Origin of the sequence: Sphaerisporangium sp. TRM90804, assembly GCF_029846175.1 — a bacterium.
Classification (GTDB): Bacteria; Actinomycetota; Actinomycetes; order Streptosporangiales; family Streptosporangiaceae; genus Sphaerisporangium.
Window position 1 is genome coordinate 204,897 of record NZ_JARWAC010000004.1, and the last position, 16,408, is coordinate 221,304.

General features: G+C 67.8%; 21 protein-coding genes. 14 read left to right on the forward strand and 7 right to left on the reverse strand.

The window, feature by feature from the left end:
* Positions 1 to 57 precede the first annotated feature (57 nt).
* The gene (locus PYR91_RS04650) at positions 58 to 1,152 is read left to right on the forward strand and encodes a cellulose binding domain-containing protein (protein WP_279777672.1); all 1,095 of its coding nucleotides are present in this window, start codon (positions 58 to 60) and stop codon (positions 1,150 to 1,152) included.
* Positions 1,153 to 1,246: 94 nt separating this feature from the next.
* Here PYR91_RS04650 and PYR91_RS04655 read toward each other — a convergent pair whose 3' ends face one another.
* The gene (locus tag PYR91_RS04655; RefSeq protein ID WP_279777673.1) at positions 1,247 to 1,549 is read right to left on the reverse strand and encodes a helix-turn-helix transcriptional regulator; all 303 of its coding nucleotides are present in this window, start codon (positions 1,547 to 1,549) and stop codon (positions 1,247 to 1,249) included.
* A 66-nt stretch (positions 1,550 to 1,615) separates the two neighbouring features.
* Between PYR91_RS04655 and map the strand changes: the two genes are divergently transcribed.
* The gene (gene map, locus PYR91_RS04660; RefSeq protein ID WP_279777674.1) at positions 1,616 to 2,398 is read left to right on the forward strand and encodes a type I methionyl aminopeptidase; all 783 of its coding nucleotides are present in this window, start codon (positions 1,616 to 1,618) and stop codon (positions 2,396 to 2,398) included.
* A gap of 27 nt (positions 2,399 to 2,425) precedes the next feature.
* On the opposite strand, the gene PYR91_RS04665 is transcribed toward map, so the two are convergent.
* The 4 genes from PYR91_RS04665 to PYR91_RS04680 all read right to left on the reverse strand — a co-directional run bounded on the left by PYR91_RS04665 (position 2,426) and on the right by PYR91_RS04680 (position 5,297).
* Entirely contained in the window at positions 2,426 to 3,100 is a 675-nt protein-coding gene (locus tag PYR91_RS04665) for a DUF998 domain-containing protein (protein WP_279777675.1), read from the reverse strand.
* Positions 3,101 to 3,714: 614 nt separating this feature from the next.
* On the reverse strand, positions 3,715 to 3,921 hold the full coding sequence (locus PYR91_RS04670; RefSeq protein WP_279777676.1) for a DUF397 domain-containing protein: 207 nt from the start codon (positions 3,919 to 3,921) through the stop codon (positions 3,715 to 3,717).
* Positions 3,922 to 3,933: 12 nt separating this feature from the next.
* On the reverse strand, positions 3,934 to 4,779 hold the full coding sequence (locus PYR91_RS04675; RefSeq protein ID WP_279777677.1) for a helix-turn-helix transcriptional regulator: 846 nt from the start codon (positions 4,777 to 4,779) through the stop codon (positions 3,934 to 3,936).
* 266 nt (positions 4,780 to 5,045) lie between these two features.
* A complete protein-coding gene (locus PYR91_RS04680) occupies positions 5,046 to 5,297 on the reverse strand; it encodes a GntR family transcriptional regulator (protein WP_279777678.1) in 252 nt (83 codons plus the stop codon).
* Positions 5,298 to 5,493: 196 nt separating this feature from the next.
* Between PYR91_RS04680 and PYR91_RS04685 the strand changes: the two genes are divergently transcribed.
* The 3 genes from PYR91_RS04685 to PYR91_RS04695 are packed head-to-tail and all read left to right on the forward strand — an operon-like array spanning position 5,494 to position 8,037.
* The gene (locus PYR91_RS04685) at positions 5,494 to 5,910 is read left to right on the forward strand and encodes an ATP-binding protein (RefSeq protein WP_279777679.1); all 417 of its coding nucleotides are present in this window, start codon (positions 5,494 to 5,496) and stop codon (positions 5,908 to 5,910) included.
* A gap of 38 nt (positions 5,911 to 5,948) precedes the next feature.
* On the forward strand, positions 5,949 to 6,863 hold the full coding sequence (locus tag PYR91_RS04690; RefSeq protein WP_279777680.1) for a radical SAM protein: 915 nt from the start codon (positions 5,949 to 5,951) through the stop codon (positions 6,861 to 6,863).
* A 10-nt stretch (positions 6,864 to 6,873) separates the two neighbouring features.
* Entirely contained in the window at positions 6,874 to 8,037 is a 1,164-nt protein-coding gene (locus PYR91_RS04695; RefSeq protein ID WP_279777681.1) for a protein-L-isoaspartate(D-aspartate) O-methyltransferase, read from the forward strand.
* 123 nt (positions 8,038 to 8,160) lie between these two features.
* On the opposite strand, the gene PYR91_RS04700 is transcribed toward PYR91_RS04695, so the two are convergent.
* The gene (locus PYR91_RS04700; protein ID WP_279777682.1) at positions 8,161 to 8,664 is read right to left on the reverse strand and encodes a winged helix-turn-helix domain-containing protein; all 504 of its coding nucleotides are present in this window, start codon (positions 8,662 to 8,664) and stop codon (positions 8,161 to 8,163) included.
* A gap of 775 nt (positions 8,665 to 9,439) precedes the next feature.
* Here PYR91_RS04700 and PYR91_RS04705 point away from each other — a divergent pair.
* Together PYR91_RS04705 and PYR91_RS04710 are read left to right on the forward strand one after the other, a co-directional pair.
* Positions 9,440 to 9,898, forward strand: a complete 459-nt coding sequence (locus PYR91_RS04705) for a type II toxin-antitoxin system antitoxin SocA domain-containing protein (protein ID WP_279777683.1) — start codon at positions 9,440 to 9,442, stop codon at positions 9,896 to 9,898.
* Positions 9,885 to 10,349, forward strand: coding sequence for a hypothetical protein (locus tag PYR91_RS04710; RefSeq protein ID WP_279777684.1), 465 nt, complete (start codon positions 9,885 to 9,887; stop codon positions 10,347 to 10,349). Before PYR91_RS04705 ends, PYR91_RS04710 begins: the two co-directional genes overlap by 14 nt.
* Before the next feature lie 59 nt (positions 10,350 to 10,408).
* Here the strand turns inward: PYR91_RS04710 and PYR91_RS04715 are convergent, their stop codons facing one another.
* Positions 10,409 to 10,753, reverse strand: a complete 345-nt coding sequence (locus PYR91_RS04715; RefSeq protein WP_279777685.1) for a hypothetical protein — start codon at positions 10,751 to 10,753, stop codon at positions 10,409 to 10,411.
* A 112-nt stretch (positions 10,754 to 10,865) separates the two neighbouring features.
* Here PYR91_RS04715 and PYR91_RS04720 point away from each other — a divergent pair, with 112 nt between their 5' ends.
* From PYR91_RS04720 to PYR91_RS04750, 7 genes are all read left to right on the forward strand, one after another.
* Positions 10,866 to 11,870 (forward strand): hypothetical protein, encoded by a 1,005-nt coding sequence (locus tag PYR91_RS04720; protein WP_279777686.1) that lies wholly within the window; start codon positions 10,866 to 10,868, stop codon positions 11,868 to 11,870.
* Positions 11,871 to 11,905: 35 nt separating this feature from the next.
* A complete protein-coding gene (locus tag PYR91_RS04725; RefSeq protein WP_279777687.1) occupies positions 11,906 to 12,088 on the forward strand; it encodes a hypothetical protein in 183 nt (60 codons plus the stop codon).
* Positions 12,085 to 12,348: a hypothetical protein gene (locus PYR91_RS04730; protein WP_279777688.1), complete on the forward strand. Its 264-nt coding sequence runs from the start codon at positions 12,085 to 12,087 to the stop codon at positions 12,346 to 12,348. The genes PYR91_RS04725 and PYR91_RS04730 overlap by 4 nt, the downstream gene beginning before the upstream one ends.
* A 5-nt stretch (positions 12,349 to 12,353) precedes the next feature.
* Positions 12,354 to 13,283, forward strand: a complete 930-nt coding sequence (locus tag PYR91_RS04735; protein ID WP_279777689.1) for a hypothetical protein — start codon at positions 12,354 to 12,356, stop codon at positions 13,281 to 13,283.
* A 101-nt stretch (positions 13,284 to 13,384) separates the two neighbouring features.
* Positions 13,385 to 15,445, forward strand: a complete 2,061-nt coding sequence (locus PYR91_RS04740) for a hypothetical protein (protein WP_279777690.1) — start codon at positions 13,385 to 13,387, stop codon at positions 15,443 to 15,445.
* 338 nt (positions 15,446 to 15,783) lie between these two features.
* Positions 15,784 to 16,137: a hypothetical protein gene (locus PYR91_RS04745; RefSeq protein WP_279777691.1), complete on the forward strand. Its 354-nt coding sequence runs from the start codon at positions 15,784 to 15,786 to the stop codon at positions 16,135 to 16,137.
* Entirely contained in the window at positions 16,124 to 16,393 is a 270-nt protein-coding gene (locus tag PYR91_RS04750) for a WhiB family transcriptional regulator (RefSeq protein WP_279777692.1), read from the forward strand. Before PYR91_RS04745 ends, PYR91_RS04750 begins: the two co-directional genes overlap by 14 nt.
* Positions 16,394 to 16,408 lie beyond the last annotated feature (15 nt).

Consider the following 16,408-nt stretch of genomic DNA (forward strand, 5'->3'; position numbering starts at 1 on the left):
CCCGGGGTGAGCCGCCGGTCCCTACCATCACGGAGACCCCGGAGGTGGAGGATGGCCGTGAGGCGTGCGTTCCTCGCGATCGTGACGGCTTTGGCCGGCGTGCTGGCGTTCCTGGCGGTCGGCCCGCAGGAGCCCGCCCGGGCCGCGACCGTGCGCGTCATGCCGCTCGGCGACTCCATCACCGGCTCCCCCGGCTGCTGGCGCTCCATGCTGTGGAACAGGCTCGTCCAGGCCGGGTACTCCGGCCTCGACTTCGTCGGCACCCTGCCGCCGCAGGGCTGCGGCCAGACGCACGACGGTGACAACGAGGGGCACGGCGGCGCGCTCGCCACGAACGTGGCCGACCAGAACCAGCTCCCCGGATGGCTGTCCGCCACCCGTCCCGACATCGTGATGATGCACTTCGGCACCAACGACGTGTGGAGCAACCGGCCCACCCAGACGATCCTGGCCGCGTTCGGCAAGCTGGTCGACCAGATGCGGGCGAGCAACCCCGCGATGAGGATCCTGGTCGCGCAGATCATCCCGATGAACCCGAGCACCTGCGGCGAGTGCGCCCAGCGCGCCGTCGCGCTGAACGCGGCGATCCCCGGCTGGGCGCAGTCGAAGAGCACGGCGCAGTCGCCCATCGTGGTGGTCGACCAGTGGTCCGGTTTCAGCACCTCGTCCGACACCTACGACGGCGTCCACCCCAACAGCGCCGGCGACCAGAAGATGGCGAACAAGTGGTTCCCCGCCCTGACCGCCTTCCTCGACGGCGCCACACCCACACCCACGCCCACGCCCACGCCGACCGTCACCCCCACGGTCACCCCGACCGTGACGCCGACGCCGACCACCACCCCCGCCGGCTGCTCGGCCACCTACCGGATCGCCAACTCCTGGCCCGGCGGCTTCAACGGCGAGGTGACGGTGACCAACACCCGGCCGTCGCAGATCACCGCCTGGACCGTGCGCTGGACCTTCGCCGACGGCCAGACCATCACCCAGGCGTGGAACGGCACCGCCACCCAGTCGGGCGCGGCCGTGACCGTGAAGAACGCCGGCTACAACGGCACCCTGGCCCCCAACGCCTCCACCACCATGGGCTTCGGCGCCACCTGGACCGGCGCCAACACCGTCCCCACCCGGGTCGTCTGCACGTCCCCCTGACCCATGGGGCCTTCGCACCGACCGGGGAACATCGTTTGAGGGCCGCGCCTACACTCGCTCGACGACGGCTCCGGCGCGACGGCGGGATCGAGACCTACGAGGCCAGCCACTCGGGTGCGTCGTGACCGTCGCCGGTCGGCTCGACGTCGTGCTCGGGCCGGTTGATCTCGGCCCACACGGCGTCGAGGGAGAGGCCGAGGACGTCGGCGATCGCGGCGATGGTCGGGAAGGCGGGGGTCGCCACTCGGCCCGACTCGATCTTCCGGAGGGTCTCCGGTGAGAGACGCGCGTCGAGCGCGGTCTCGAGCATCGAGCGCTCCCCCCTGGCACGACGCAACAGGGCACCGAGGCGCTGCCCGCGCTCGACGTCCGCGGGTGTGAGCGGCAGTCTGACCATGCTTCCAATACTAGTACCGGGATAGTATGGCCGGGATAGTTATTGGTCACCTGAGAGAGGCGTCGCATGATCGAGATCCTTAACCCCGCCGAAGTGGCCCGAGCGAGGGAGACGGGCGCCCTGGTCGCGGGCATCTTGCAGACGTTGAAGAGCCGTTGCGGGGTGGGCACGAACCTCCTGGACATCGACCGGTGGACGAAGATCATGATCGCCGAGGCCGGGGCGTCGTCCTGTTACGTCGACTACGCGCCGTCCTTCGGACGCGGGCCGTTCGGCCACTACATCTGCACGGCCGTCAACGACGCCGTGCTCCACGGGATGCCCCACGACTACACGCTCGCCGACGGCGACCTGCTCTCCCTCGACCTCGCCGTCTCCAAGAACGGAATCGCCGCGGACTGCGCCATCAGCTTCATCGTGGGCGGCTCGAAGCCGCCGGAGAGCGTCGCGCTGATCGACGCGACCGAACGCGCGCTGCACGCGGGCATAGCCGCGGCCGGCCCCAAGGCCCGCATCGGCGACATCTCCCATGCCATCGGCTCGGTCCTCAGCGAGGCGGGGTACTCCATCAGCACCGAGTTCGGAGGTCACGGGATCGGATCGACGATGCACCAGGACCCGCACGTCTCGAACACGGGCCGGCCCGGCCGCGGGTTCAAGCTGCGCCCCGGGCTCCTGCTGGCGCTGGAGCCGTGGGTCATGGCGGACACCAGCGAGCTCGTCACCGACCCCGACGGCTGGACGCTCCGAAGCGCGACAGGCTGCCGGACCGCCCACAGTGAGCACACGATCGCCATCACCGCCGACGGAGCCGAAATCCTCACCCTGCCGAAGCAGACCCCCTCCTGAGACCGGAGTCGCGCTTACTCCTTCGTCTCAGCGCTTGAGCGGTGACGGCTGGTCGGCTCCACGCAGGAGGCGCAGTGCCAGCAGGGCGATCCACGTCCACCCGACGACGAGGGTGAGGCGCTGCGTCAGCCCGCCGATCGCCACGAACCCCGGCTCCTGTGAGAACCCCAGGCCGGCGACCACGAACCCGGCGAGGAACACCACCGCGGTCGCCACGGAGTAGACGGCCCACCCCCTGCGCCCGAGGGCTGCGAACCGGACGGCGACCACGCAGCAGGCGGCGGGAAGCGCCACGAAGACGGGAAGCGAGAACAGATCATGCAGAAAGCCGTCGAGGGTGCCCACCGGCGTCCCGGGCGTCCCGGGCGGATACCCGCTGACCGGATCGGTCGGGAACACCCCCGCCCCGATCAGCCCGATGCCCACCAGCCCGATGAGCAGCGGCGCCCAGACCCCGCCCCCCAGCCGCCGCAGGGCCGTGCGCAGCCCGAAGGCGAACCCCACGAACAGCACCCCGGTGACCACGAAGTTCACGGCCTGCGTCCACCAGAACTCCCCGAGCGCGAGCGCGCTCACCGGATGCCGCACCGGGTCGTACCCCTCCCGCACCGCCCCTGTGACCAGGAAGACCACGACGAAGAACGCGGCCCCCACCGCCCCACCGCCGAGCAACACCCGTTCCCGCGCCGACCGCTCGTCCATCGGGGCACCCTACCAACGCCCCCTTTATCACGACACTCCTTTCACATCCCCACCCGCCCGCCCATCCCACCCCACCAAGCCCCACCGAGCCCGCCGAATCTTGCCCCCGTACGACCCAAAATGAACAACTCCCCATGCTCACATGGACCCCAACTTGTGGCAGACTCCAGCGTTGCGGGGCGGTAGCTCAGCCGGTCAGAGCAGCGGACTCATAATACTTTTCGTGTCGATGTGTGTGCCCACCTGCGAATACGCAGGTGGGCATCTCTGTGAATGCAACCAATCCGTTGCTGTGAATATTTGCTGGTCAGACGCACCCGAGGTAACGGAAACCTCCCCAAGTAGGCGCCCCGAGGCTTACGGTGGGGTCCTCGCCGCCCCTGCGGGTCTTCCCAGGGGCCTGCGGCGCAGGGCGCCGGCGAGGCTGCGGCCCCGGAGCGATGGCCGGGGATCGACAGCCTCGCCCGCGTTTCTCTTACATGTCGCCAAGGTTTCGTACGTGTTAACACTTACCTCTGTCGTCTAACCGATCCCATGCGTATGCTCGAAAACGGGTAAACGCGACGAAGCGGGCCCCGGTGGTGGAACCGGGGGCCCGCTTCGGTGCTCAGGGCTTAGCGGAGCTTGCCGTCTACCACGCCGCCGATGAACGCCTGCCACTCGTTGGCAGTGAAGCGCAGCACCGGGCTGTCGTGAATCTTGCTGTCGCGGACACCTCGCCCGCCGCCGGGGAGAGCTGCTACCTCGACGCAGTTGCTCCCCTCGCTGCTGCTGTAGGTGCTCTTCCGCCAAGTGAGTGCTTCTGGCTGGGTAAACGCCATGTCGTCCTCGCCTTACAGGTCGTTGGCAAGTTGCCGGAGATGTGACACCGAGGCCTCCTCGCTGAGCGCCAAGGCGCACACGTGGTCAAACTTGACGTTATAGCGGATGACCTCCTGTGGCTTCTCCAGGAACACATCCCCCGTGCCTGTTTCTAGATAGACCAGTGTCGCGTCTTCGGTGCTCGCGTACTCATAGATCACGAACGGCCCAGCCATGGCCGCATGAGCGCCGGCAGCGTCCGGGACCACCTGGATGGCGATGTTGGGGCGAGAGCACATCGCGACGATGTGTTCGAGCTGGTGACGCATCACTTCTACGCCGCCGACCTGCTTGCGCAAAGCTGCTTCGTCTATGACCGCCCACAGGTGAGGGGGGTCTTCGCGTTCGAGGATCTCCTGGCGGGCCAGGCGCGCAGCGACGTGACGGTCGATGACCGCCTGATCGAGCACCTGTCCCCCGCGGAACACCGCGGCGGCGTAGTCCGCAGTCTGGAGGAGGCCCGGGATGAGGAGCGCCTCGAACATGTGGATCTGGGCGGCCGTGGCCTCGAACTCGGCGACGCTCCCTGGACTGAGAACGTCTTGATAGTCCACCCACCAGCCGCGCTGGCGTGAGTCTCTCGCTAGGGCGAGAAGCTCTTCGCGTCGCGCTTCATCGGTGACCCCGTAGAGATCAAGAAGGTCCCGGATGTCGCGGACATCAGGGCGCTTCCACTCGTTTCGTTCGATGCGAGTGACCTTGCTTGGCGCCCATTCGAGCTGGTGGGCGGCCTGCTCGGCGGTGAGTTTGGCATCTACGCGAAGGGCACGCAGTTCAGCGGAGAGGCGTCTGCGTTTCACTGTGGGGCTGTTGCTCATTGCTCGCCTTCCTGCCATCGACTGATCGATGGTAAATCCCGGACGCACAGGACAAGGCAGACATTTGGGTTATACAAGTTGGGTCTTGCATTTTCAGTGTGAGGGTACGACGATGGAGCGACCCAGGCAACTACGCGCAGTACCGAATCGATGACTGACCTTCGGAGGGGTGTAGCGACCGATGAACTCGCCCGTCACCGGAACTGGTCGCCACAAGCGCCAGGGAAGTCGACAGGCAACCGAAGCTGCCCAGCAGGGGCACGACCTCATTCAGCGCTCGGCCACCTCTCCCGAGGGAGGACATAGGTTCCTCGGCCGGAGATCGGATTCAGAAAGCCCTCTTCGGCCAGCACCTTCACCACTTTGCGCACCGTCCCGAGCGAGACTCCAAGTTCCTGTTGGAGATGGATCAAGCTTGGGATCGGCATGCGCTCTTTGTATGCACCCTCTTCGATCCGTTCGCGCAGAATCTCGTAAACCTGCTCCCAAACCCTGCGGTCGGCGTCGAAATTGATCATGAAGCAGACCGTAGTAGACCTCAACCTTGCCCATCCTGGCGAGGCAAGGCATGCCCTTTCGTAGCAGTTCGTAGCAGGGCATGGCACGCAGTATTCGAAACTCTCCCGGGCATCCGCCCGGGAAGCCGGACAGGCGCGGTGGTGCCGATTCCATCGCAGAGCACCACCGCGCCCCACGGCTCTCTCCGGAGACCCCATGCATCCACCGTTAGAAGCCTGCTGGGACCTTCCCCAGGACGTCGCGGCTCTCAGCAAGGTCCGCGAGATCGTTCACAGCACTCTCCACGCCTGGGGACTCGGCGGGGTGGCCGACGACATTGTGATCGTCGTCAGCGAGCTGTGTGCCAACGCCATGAGCTACGGGCAGCCGCCCATCACGCTCACCCTGCACTTGGTCGATCAGCACATCGACGGCGAAGTGACCGACGGGGGCGCCGTCTTCGTGCCGCCGCAACGCTCGGCGCCGGATGACCCGTCACACCTGCTGGTGACCCTCTCAGAGCGCGGCCGTGGCCTTGTCATGGTCTCCAGCCTGACCACTGCCTGGGGGTTCAGCCCCGCACCCCGGGGCGGGAAGACGGTGTGGTTCACCAGCTCACTCGGAAGGCACTGACCCCGCACAACCCACCACAACACCAGAGCGAGGGAACGATGGTCACGACCGACTTCTTATGGCTGGAGATCACCGGCAAGTGCCAACTCTCCTGCACGCACTGCTACGCCGACTCCGGCCCGTCAGGCACCCACGGCACGATGCGGTTACCGGACTGGGTGGACGCGATCGACCAGGCCGCGGCCATGGGTACTCGGATGGTGCAGTTCATCGGCGGCGAGCCGATCCTGCACCCCGACCTTCCCGCGCTGGTGAGTCACGCGGTCGACGCGGATCTGCGGGTCGAGGTGTACAGCAACCTCGTTCACGTGCCGGACTCCATGTGGGAGGTGTTCCGGCACCCGCAGGTGCAGTTGGCCACCTCGTTCTACACGCTCGACCCCGCCGTGCACGCGCAAATCACTGGCCGCAACACGATGACCCGGACCCTGTCCAACATCCGCAAAGCCCGGTCTTACGAGATTCCGCTGCGTGTCGGCCTGATCGATGTGGTGGACGGGCAGCGCATCGAGGACGCCAAGGCGGTCCTCTCCCAGTTCGGGGTCACCGATGTCGGCGTCGACCGGATGCGGCTCCTCGGCCGGCCCGCGCGAACCGCGTGCGACGCCTCGGAGTTGTGCGGTAGGTGCGGGGACGGGGTCGCGGCGATCCTCCCGGACGGCACTGTCACCCCGTGCCCTCTGAGCCGGTGGCTGTCGGCTGGTCGACTCCCCACTACGCCCCTGGCTGAGCTGGCGGCCCGCGCCCGGGACATCGCCGAGCGGGAGATCATGCCTGCTCTCCCCCACGCGTGCCGGCCGCCATGCGAACCGCAGTGCAACCCCGGGTGCGACCCGAGCATGACTTCCCCGGGGGGTGGCGACGGGTGTCGGCCTGCGCAAAACTGCAATCCGAACCAGCAGTGCAAGCCGCAGGTCAACCCGTGCAAGCCCGACGTTTCCTGTCGGCCGTAAGGGGCGCGTCATGTCCACGCGAACGCATGCCCGCGAGCATGAGCATGTAGCGGCGCTGTCGGCCTATCTGATCGGCGCCGGAGTGCTGGACCCGTCCGAGCCGGACAGCCGCACGTGGCTGGCGGGGCTGCGAGCCGTCCCTCGGCATCACTTCGTCCCGGCGCGGGCATGGGCCCAACCGCAGGACGACCGAGGCGAGCACCTGATCGACCGCGTCCTCGACCCCGCGGCGTGGTGGGACGCCGTCTACTCCAACACGGCGATCATCACCCAGCGCGGAGACGGCGACGCAGACATCACCGACACCGACGCGTTGCCGTCGTCCTCGCTGTCGTGCCCCCACGTGGCGATGGAAATGCTCCGGCTGCTGGATGTCGCCGACCACCATAAGTTGCTGGAGATCGGCACCGGCACCGGATGGACGTCCGCGATGCTGAGCTGGCGCCTCGGCGATGACCAGGTGGTCACGGTCGAGGTTGACCCCGACGTCGCCGCCGCGGCAGGGAAGGCTCTGGCTGTCGCGGGCCACTGCCCGGCGATCGTCGTAGGAGACGGCGTTGTCGGCCACCCCGAGCGGGCGCCCTACGACCGGGTACACGTCACTTGCGGGGTCCAGGAGCTGCCGTACGCGTGGGTGGAGCAGACCCGCCCCGGCGGGGTCATCGTGGCCCCGTGGACCGCCGGCCACGGCCAGTGGGCCGAGCTGGTACGTCTGGACGTGCTGGACGACGGCACCGCCGCCGGCCGGTTCCGCGGGGGCGCGACGTTCATGATGATGCGCTCCCAAAGGACGCAGCGGACGTGGCCCGCCTACGAGGACGACGGCTCCACGTCGATCTCCCGGTTTGACCCGCGCGCCCTTTCCGAATCGTGGGGCCGGGGCTTCGGTCTCCATCTGGCGGCCACTGCGCCGCACGTTGTGGTGACCAGCTCCGGGTGGGAGGCGTTCGACGGCGACCCGGTGTGGGTGATGCGGCTCCGCGGGGGCGACGCGTGGGCCATCGCTTGCGTCTACCCCGACCGAGCCGAGATCGAAGTCACCCAAGGCGGCGCCACGCGCCTATGGGACGACCTGCACGACACGTACATGGGGTGGCTACGCGCAGGCCAGCCTGGATCGGATCGGTACATGCTGACCGTCACCCCTGACGGTCAGCGCGTTCACCGACGCTGAACCTCCCGACCCCCGGCGTCTGACGCGCGCCGGGATGCCCAGCAGGCCGCTACCCACCCTTTCGGGCGGTCTTCTGGAAGGGGGCCCCGAGGTTGACTCCGCCCGTGTCCCTCGGGGCCCCACCTACATCTCAGACGGCCTGTCGGGCTCGGGCCAGCGCTCCTGCGGGGATGCGTAAGATCCGCGCTGCGGCTGCGTGTACACCCAGCCCTGCTCACGGAGCAGGCTGACCGCTCGGCGCACGGTCTCGCGGGCGACCTCATAGCGCTGCATGAGCGTCGTCTCCGAAGGGATGGGCCTGCGCGGCTGGATGGCGCCGCCGGCGATCTGGTCGGCGATGTCTCGGGCGATCTTCCGGAACATCGGCAGGTCACGGTCGCGCTGCCTGGCCTGCTCACCGGCCGGGCCGGCGAAGGTGCCTTCGTTGGGAACGGTGTGGACTACACCGTCTTCGCGCAGTAGGGCCACGGCTCGGCGGGCGGTGGTCCGGGCGATCCCGAACTCGCGCTGTAGCTCTGCTTCGCTGGGCAGCGCCTCGCCAGGCTTGATCTCTCCGGCGGTCAAACGCTGCCGGAGGATCTCGGCTACCTGCACGTAGATGTGCCTGTCCCCTTCGTGATCGAGCACGGTCGCACGCTAGGCGTACGCATACGTGGGTCATCGTCGCGCTACACCTGCTTGAGCGTATCCATACGTTCGATAGACGAAGAGATACGACTAGACGTACTGTCGCTGGCATGGTCCTGGAGACACGCGAACTCGCGGAGTGCCGCGACGTCCACCTCGGAGAAGACGGCGTATGGCGAGCCGTCCACTCCTCCTCCGGCCAGCCCGTCAGCGGCCCCACCTGGAGCGAGCTGACTGCTGACGCGTGCGCCGCTCGGATCATCCAGAGTTGGCGAAAGGCCATGCGTTGAGCGCCACCCCAGACGGCGCCCCGGAGACGCGGCGGTGCGAGCACTGCCACGCCGAGATCTACTACACCCGGCCCACCGAGATTTACCCGGAGGGCCTGTGGTGGTCCACCGTCTCTCAGGGGTTGAGCACCCGGGCTGGTTGCCCGTCCCGGCCTCCGGTATGGGGATACGCGCAGCGCCACGAGCCGACGCCCGCACCCAAGCCTGCACCCGTGCCGCCAGCCGCCCAGGAGCCCCGACGCAGGCGCTGGGCCGTCTCTAAGCCCTCGGCCGGGTAGGCATAACCCCGACCACCGAGGCCACCTGGAACTCCAACAGGTTCACCGTCCGACGCCAACGGTCACTCCGTTCGCCGCGTCCAACCTCGGCATCAACCGCCGCGCCAGGCCAAGCAATCTGTTACTCAACGGCAAGGAGACCTCATGCTGCCTCCCTCCCCCCGGCGGGCACATACTGTACGAGGGAGACCGAGGGGAGGTGGCGGCATGGCGCACGTACAAGACGTAGCGGCGTACATCCTGGGGAAACTCGGCCCGATGACGGCGATGAAGCTCCAGAAGCTGTGCTACTACTCCTACGGCTACCACCTCGCGTGGGAGGGGCGCCCCCTGTTCCCCGAGCACTTCGAGGCGTGGGCCAACGGCCCTGTCTCCCCGTACCTGTACGGCAGGCACCGCGGCCGGTTCCAACTCTCCGTCGGTGACATTGCCGGCGACCCGAGCGTGCTGGACGACGGGGAGCGTGAGTCCGTCGACATCGTCATTGCCAACCTGGGTGGGATGTCGGCGCACGACCTGTCCACGATGACTCACCGCGAACCGCCCTGGGTGAACGCCCGCCGGCGTGCCAACGTGGGCGTCCTGGACCGCAGCAACGAGGTCTTGGACAACGAAGAGATCTACACGTTCTTCGATGCCCTCGTCTCATCAGATGAAGAGGCGTGACAAGCAGGTTTCCGCTCAACTCGGCACGCTGAAGGGGCGTAAGCCCTTCAAGCGCTCCACCTCGGTGTTGCCTGACGCGGAGACCTCGCCCGAGCGGATCTGCTGGCGGTTCTGCCACGTCGACCATGACGGCCCGTGGGGGTTCGGCAAGATGGACGCCACGACCCTGCGGGAGCTGCTCGACAAGCTGATGCAGTTCGAGTCGATGAAGGTCAACGAGGTGTTCAGCAACGGCGAGGAGCCCGGCAAGCACTACGAAGTCGACCGGATCCCCAATGCCGCGGCGAGGGAACGGCTCGAAGAGCTGCGGCTGTCCGACATGACGAAGATCTCGCGTCTGCGTCTGGGCGGGAAGGTGCGGCTGTACGGGTTCATGGAGGGAAACTGCTTCCACGTGGTCTGGTGGGATCCCGAGCACCAGATTTGGCCAAGCGTGAAGCGAAACACCTGACAATGACGAAGCGGCCCCGCGGTCTCCATGAGAGACCAGCGGGGCCGCTTCGGTGTCGGCTAGGTGGTGGGCATCCCGAGTTGGTGAGCGCGCTTGGTTAGCTCGTCGGCCATCTCTCGTTGGGCTGCGGCCTTTTCCTGAAGGGCTTTTCGCCTCTTGGGGTCGCCCTCTTCCTCGGCAGAGCGGTCTGTCTCGACTGCGGCGGAGCGTAGCCCGGCGATGAGTTTCACCGGCGGCACGCGCTCAGGGGGCTCTGATCCAGGGGCGTACAGGAGCCAGTCGAGGATCTTCACCAGCTCTTTGGTTCTGTCCCCGGTGTTCTGGTTGCTGAGGATGCCGAAGCCTTCCCACCGCGGGCCATCCATCCGCAGGTGGCGCCCTGGGTACTTGGGTTGGTTCGGCACGAGATCACGGTAACCGTACGTGCTCGCAGGTAGCAACGTGCACTCCTCCTCCTTGTGGGTGTAGACATACCTACGTTAGGGTGTAGACATACCACAAAGCAATGGAGGAGTCGTGATCCAGCACATGGAGCCGCAAGAGTCGAGATCGCCGCGGCGGCTCCGAATGCCGCGACTTCGGCGCCCCCGCCCCTTCAAGAACGACGCGCTTACGCCGCCCCACCCCACCCCGGAAGCGTCGACCCGCCTAGCCAAGCCTTCCTCTCGGATCACCATCAAGCAGGTGTCCCGCACTGGTTGGGACACAGCCGCCGTCATCGCTCTCGCGGTCGGCGTACTCGTGATCGTCGCCGTCGGCCTACGCGTCGGCATGGGCGCTCTTGAGGACTCCGCGCTCGCCGCGCACATCGACGCCGAGGCAGCCGGGCTGTACTGGATCGGGGTCGACGGACTGATCGTGGTGGCCATCATCGCCGCCCTCGTCCTGCGCAACGTGCCCGGCGCCCGCCGCTACTGCCTCGGGGTAGTCGCCTTCTTCACCACAGCGTCAGGCCTCTTGCAGTACCTGCACGGCCTCGGCTGGTTCACCCCGGATCGGGTGACCGGATCTGTTCGACCACTGCCGTGGGGCGTCGTTCTAGTGATTGCGCTGCTGGTCATCGGGACCATCTTCTGTGGCACTCATCTGTTCGTGCACGTGCTCCGGCACATGTTCCCCGGATCGCCCCCTGAGCAGGCAGTTCAGAGCATCACCACCCCCACGACGGAGCACCCGGCGGACAGTGGCAAGGATCTCGACGACCACCACCCCAAGGGCGGTCCGGCCGATTCCGACACCGAGCGGGAAGTCCGCAAGTGGTTCGCCGCCGTCGCGGTCGGCTTGCTCATCGACGCAGGAGCCAAGCCCGTCCGCAAGCGCCTGGCCCAGGAGTTCGGGATCGCCGAAAGGCAAGCGGGCTACGTCATCGCTGACGTGATCCGTGAACGGGAGGAAGCGGCCGAGCGGGTAGCCAAGCAAGCCGCCATAACCACCCAGCCGCCGACCGTTCCGGTGGTGTCCTCAGCAAAGGTTCCGGCAGAAGTCGGGCCGGTCAACGGCTCGGCCCCCTCGCGGCCGTGATGACGCCTCTACCTCACGCATCAAGGAGCAGCATCGTGATCCTTTTAGCGATCCTCACCGGCATGATCGTCGCCCTGATGTGGACGCGTCAGACCAAGTGGTACGAGCTACTGCTGCTCGGCGGCTGGGGCCTGCTCGCCGCGACCACCGATCTGGGGGCGATCCCTGCGGGCTGGTTGGCGGGGATCAACAACCTGATCGCCGGGTGGTTCTCATGAACCCGGACACCCGGAAGTTCATGGCCCGCTGGTGGGAGTTCCGTCCCACCAGCGTGGGTGTTCTCCTCATGACCGCCGGAACTGTGCTGTGGAAAGCAGTCGTCGACTGGCCGATCTGGGCTTGCGTCGCGGTCATCGTCGGTTTCTGGGCCTTGGCTGCGGCCCTGGTCGCGCGCCTGGAGTTGCAGAACGAGGCCGCCCAACCCGCCGAGCAGGGCGAAAGCAAGGACAAGCCCGATGCTGAGACGGCCACGTCGTGACCGGGATGGAAGTCGTCGCGATGCTCGCCGCCGGCGGGGTCGTGTACGCCGTGACCCGCCACACCGAGAAGGGGAAAAGGATCCGCGCTACCCGCTCGGGAAAGCGGGCCGGGCGTCTTCCTCGCAAATCTCGGCTGGTCGTGATGTACAACAACACCGGCGCGAAGAAGCTGGAATCCGACGACGCAGCGACCGCAGCCGCCGAGTTGGCCGGCCGGGTAATCGGCCGGGGTAGCAGCAGGGCGTGGCGTGCGGCACGGACGACGAGTGAGCGCCGGTGGGCCCAGCGGGAAACCGTGCGCCCGGCGGAGACCGTGCTGGACAAGTGGCGCACCGTCCACCACTCCCGGCCCCGCCGGACTAGGCCGCGTCGGCGCAAGCTCTCGGACTGGTTCAAGCCCGCCAAAGACGAATCCGCGCCGCCACCTCAGGAAACACCCCCACCGGACCAGCCGCGTGAACCGGTCCCGCCGCGTGAACGGCCGCGCGCAATCCCCGACCCCGACCCGGCGCCGCAGCGCCCGATCCCCAAGTTCGCAGGAGACCCCGAAATGTCCACCCCCGCCTTTCCCGACGCCCCGCCGCTAGTCGCGGCCCCGCCTGACTGGGCGGCGCTCATCGCCCGGGTGACCGACTTCGAACCGGAGAACGACACCGCCTTGATGCGATGGATGGCCAGCGAAGCCGCAGGTGTCGTCGCCTACGCCGAGGCCCTGGAGCAGGCCCGGGCGAACTGCGTCGCCGTGATCGGACTGGATCCCTCGTCGGTCAGCGGCATCGGCGTGTACAGCGAGCACATGTCGGAGGCGGCCGACCGTGTGACGGGCGCTCTGGCCCGGTTCAAGGCCGTGTACCGCGAGGTGCTCGAACTCGCCTCTTCTGGCGTGGTGATGCCCTACAGGGGCCGCTGGATGACCGGCGGCGGCGAGGAATGAACGCGACCGAAGTCCAAGAGATAGAAGCGGCGCCAGTAGCCCGCGCGCCGCGGCTGCTTAGCCGGGCGGTGGGGGCGACGCTGGGCCGCGCGGTCCGGTGGGTGCAGGACGATGAGGTCCGCCGCGGCCCCCACCTGCTGGCACCGGCCGTCTACGGGGTCGCCGCAGCAGCTCACTCGTGGGAGATCCCCGCCGTTTACGGGCTCCCCGCCACGGCGCTGGCTGCGCTAGGCGCCTACACGCGGGCGATGAACCTGCCTGACGGCGGAGAACCCGTCCGAGTGGGTGTGGCTGCTCTCGCGGCCGGCGGGTGGGTGACGGCCGCCACCCAGTGGGGTGTGGCCGCGGGCCCGTACAACCTGATGACATGGCTCGCCGCAGCGACGTACGGCCTCACGTACTGGGCGTACCGGCGCGACCCCGGGGTGCGGGAGATGCTCGCATGGCAGCAGGCCCGGGAGGACTGGTACATCAAGGCGTCCATGTACGGGCTGTCGGGGGCGCACCTGGTGGACTGGCAGGAAACCAGGCTCGGTGAACAGTTCGACATCGACACCGTCGGCACCGGGCACTTGGCGTCCACGCTGGTCGGCGCGGCGCTGGAGGAACGCATCGCCGAGAAGGAGAAGCTCCCCGCGTCCCGGGTGAAGACCAGGCGGGGCCATATCGCCGGCCGAATGACGATCAGTCTCCGCTACAAGGACCCGTGGGCCGACCCCCTGCCGCACCCGCTGCTGGACTCCGCGCCGGAGATCCCGCTCCCGGCGGTCGCCGACGCGCGCGAGCCGGTCATCATCGGCATGGACCCCGAGACCGGCCGGGCGTTGCAGATCCCCCTGTGGGACGAAGACGGCGCGAAGCGCGTGATGATCGTGGCCATCACGCGGGGCGGCAAGACCGTGCTCCTATCGGACCTGCTGGAACGCACAACCGCAGCCGACAACGTCTTCACCATCGGCATCAACGTCTCCAAGGCCAAGGAGATGCGGCGTTGGAGACCAGCCCTCGGGGCGTCCGCCTGCGGCCCGGACGAGCGGGTCAAGGCTCTGCGGATCCTTGAGTTGGTGCGGGCCATCATCGACTGGCGCGGCGCACAGGAGACCGACGAAGCGGTCTTCGTCCCCCGGCGCTCCCAGCCGTTGGTGGTCGTCGGGATCGATGAGATGGACACCCTTGTCGCCGAGTCCGACGGCATCGGCATGGCGATCCGCCGCGAGGTCGCCTACATCGTGTCCAAGGGCGGCAGCGAAGGCGTGGCCCTGGTCGCCGCAGGCCAGCGAGGCGTGGTCTCCCACTTCGGGTCCGGCGACATCAAGCGCATGTTCGACGTCTTCGCCATGCTGAAGTCCGCGGGCGAGGGCGAGATCCGGCACGTCCTCGGCGAACTGGGGTTGACGATGCCCAGCATGATGACCTACGGCGAGGGCCACCCGGGCGTCGCCTTGGTAACCGACCTCGCCGGGCACTGGACCGCGGGCCGGACGTGGCGCCTGGACCAGCTCCCCGACATCGACCGCCTCGCCGTCGACCGGCAGCCATGCCCATTGGAGCCGGCGTTGGTGGAGTTCCTCGGCGACAAGCTGACCGCGGTCACCGGGGCCGGGCCGCTCAAGCCGCGGCCACGCCGTCCCGTTCCTGTCGTCACGGAGGCGCCCATGCACGTCGAAGAGCAGCTCCCGCAGGACCGTGCTGCTGCACAGCGGGCGACAGCGCGAGCCCGCCTAAGGGAGATCGCCGTCCCGCCCACGGTGCAGCTCTCCCCCGCCGAGGCCACGGCGGCTGCCGTGGCGCGCCGGCGGCAGGCGGCTGAGCAGACCCACATGAGCGCGGAGGTCCGGTCCCTGCTGCTTCGCCTCATCTCCGCGCCGGAGGGGACGACGACACGGGCGGCCGAGAAGGCGATGCAGGACGACCTCGGTTTGGAGGTCGGGGTGTCGAAGACCGGTGCGTGGCGGTGCCTGGACGCTCTGCGCTTCGAGGGCGTCGCGGAGCTACGCGGCAAGGGCCGGGCAGCGCGCTGGCACCTCGCGGCCACCGTCCCCACGGACACACCCCCGGAGCTTCCTGCGGATCCAGTGTTCGACCACGAGCGCGCTGTCGAAGCGGCCGAGGAAGCCGTCGAAGAGGAAGTCCTCGACCACCCCGACGATCACAGGGAGTGACGAGAATTGGACCAGCGAACCCCTTCTGGGAATTGGACCAAGCCCCTCCCCCACCGGTCGTATAGGGACCATCTCGGGGCAATGGTCCGATTGTCTGCCCGTCGTCGCTGTCCTCACTCAAAGTCACCGAACGTGGGTGACTCGACGTGAGTTGGACTGGGCACGCCGAGGTCCTGGCCGACACCTCGGACCTAGGTGTTGAGGCCGGGTTGATGGCTGGTCGGTGTGAGGCGACGGGTCTTGACCATCGATCGTTTAGCGGGATCATCGGCGCCACGTTGGCGCTGGGCTCGTCTCCGGCCGACGGGATCGATCTTCCTTGGGGGTCCGATCGGGAGTTGATCACCGCCATATGTGATCTTCTCGACGAGATCGCGGATCGGTGGTCCCGGTATGTCCGGCTACGCCACCAGGCGGCCACGGCGCGGGCACGGGCACGCGTCATGCTCGCGCGGACCGACAACAGCCGCGACATCGCCACCTTGAACGCCACCATCATTGACTGCAATACCTGCCTGGAAACCCTGGAATCGCTTGCGCCGCGACTCCGAGCAGCATCCCGGCGCCTCAACGCCACACCCCACGAACTCGGCGAAACCTACGCCGCGGTGTACCGCCTCATCGCCGCCGGACGACAAATGCCCGTCGACGGCCGCTGGATCACCGGAGAGGAAACCCATGTCGTCCAATGACTTAGCCGACCTGTTCGCCGTCGCTGATCACCTGGGCTGGATGCGGTGGTCGTCCTGCGGTGAGACCGACCCGGACCTCTTTCACCCGGAGGACAGCAATGCCGCCCAGGCCGAGCAGGCGAAGTCCGTGTGTCGGCGGTGCCCGGTCCGGGACGAGTGCTTGGACTATGCCTTGGGCAACCGTGAGGAGTTCGGCGTCTGGGGCGGACTCAGCCCGGTCGAGCGGCGCCGACTCCAACTCGGGGCAGTGGCGTGATGCCTACAGTCCTGC

Excerpts from the sequence above, each read along its gene's own strand:
- map (WP_279777674.1), top strand. The coding sequence starts at position 1,616 with ATGATCGAGATCCTTAACCCCGCCGAAGTGGCCCGAGCGAGGGAGACG.
- PYR91_RS04675 (WP_279777677.1), bottom strand. The coding sequence starts at position 4,779 with ATGAGCAACAGCCCCACAGTGAAACGCAGACGCCTCTCCGCTGAACTG.
- PYR91_RS04685 (WP_279777679.1), top strand. The coding sequence starts at position 5,494 with ATGCATCCACCGTTAGAAGCCTGCTGGGACCTTCCCCAGGACGTCGCG.
- PYR91_RS04750 (WP_279777692.1), top strand. The coding sequence starts at position 16,124 with ATGTCGTCCAATGACTTAGCCGACCTGTTCGCCGTCGCTGATCACCTG.
- PYR91_RS04710 (WP_279777684.1), top strand. The coding sequence starts at position 9,885 with ATGAAGAGGCGTGACAAGCAGGTTTCCGCTCAACTCGGCACGCTGAAG.
- PYR91_RS04680 (WP_279777678.1), bottom strand. The coding sequence starts at position 5,297 with ATGATCAATTTCGACGCCGACCGCAGGGTTTGGGAGCAGGTTTACGAG.
- PYR91_RS04705 (WP_279777683.1), top strand. The coding sequence starts at position 9,440 with ATGGCGCACGTACAAGACGTAGCGGCGTACATCCTGGGGAAACTCGGC.
- PYR91_RS04665 (WP_279777675.1), bottom strand. The coding sequence starts at position 3,100 with ATGGACGAGCGGTCGGCGCGGGAACGGGTGTTGCTCGGCGGTGGGGCG.
- PYR91_RS04695 (WP_279777681.1), top strand. The coding sequence starts at position 6,874 with ATGTCCACGCGAACGCATGCCCGCGAGCATGAGCATGTAGCGGCGCTG.
- PYR91_RS04730 (WP_279777688.1), top strand. The coding sequence starts at position 12,085 with ATGAACCCGGACACCCGGAAGTTCATGGCCCGCTGGTGGGAGTTCCGT.
- PYR91_RS04690 (WP_279777680.1), top strand. The coding sequence starts at position 5,949 with ATGGTCACGACCGACTTCTTATGGCTGGAGATCACCGGCAAGTGCCAA.
- PYR91_RS04735 (WP_279777689.1), top strand. The coding sequence starts at position 12,354 with ATGGAAGTCGTCGCGATGCTCGCCGCCGGCGGGGTCGTGTACGCCGTG.
- PYR91_RS04655 (WP_279777673.1), bottom strand. The coding sequence starts at position 1,549 with ATGGTCAGACTGCCGCTCACACCCGCGGACGTCGAGCGCGGGCAGCGC.
- PYR91_RS04670 (WP_279777676.1), bottom strand. The coding sequence starts at position 3,921 with ATGGCGTTTACCCAGCCAGAAGCACTCACTTGGCGGAAGAGCACCTAC.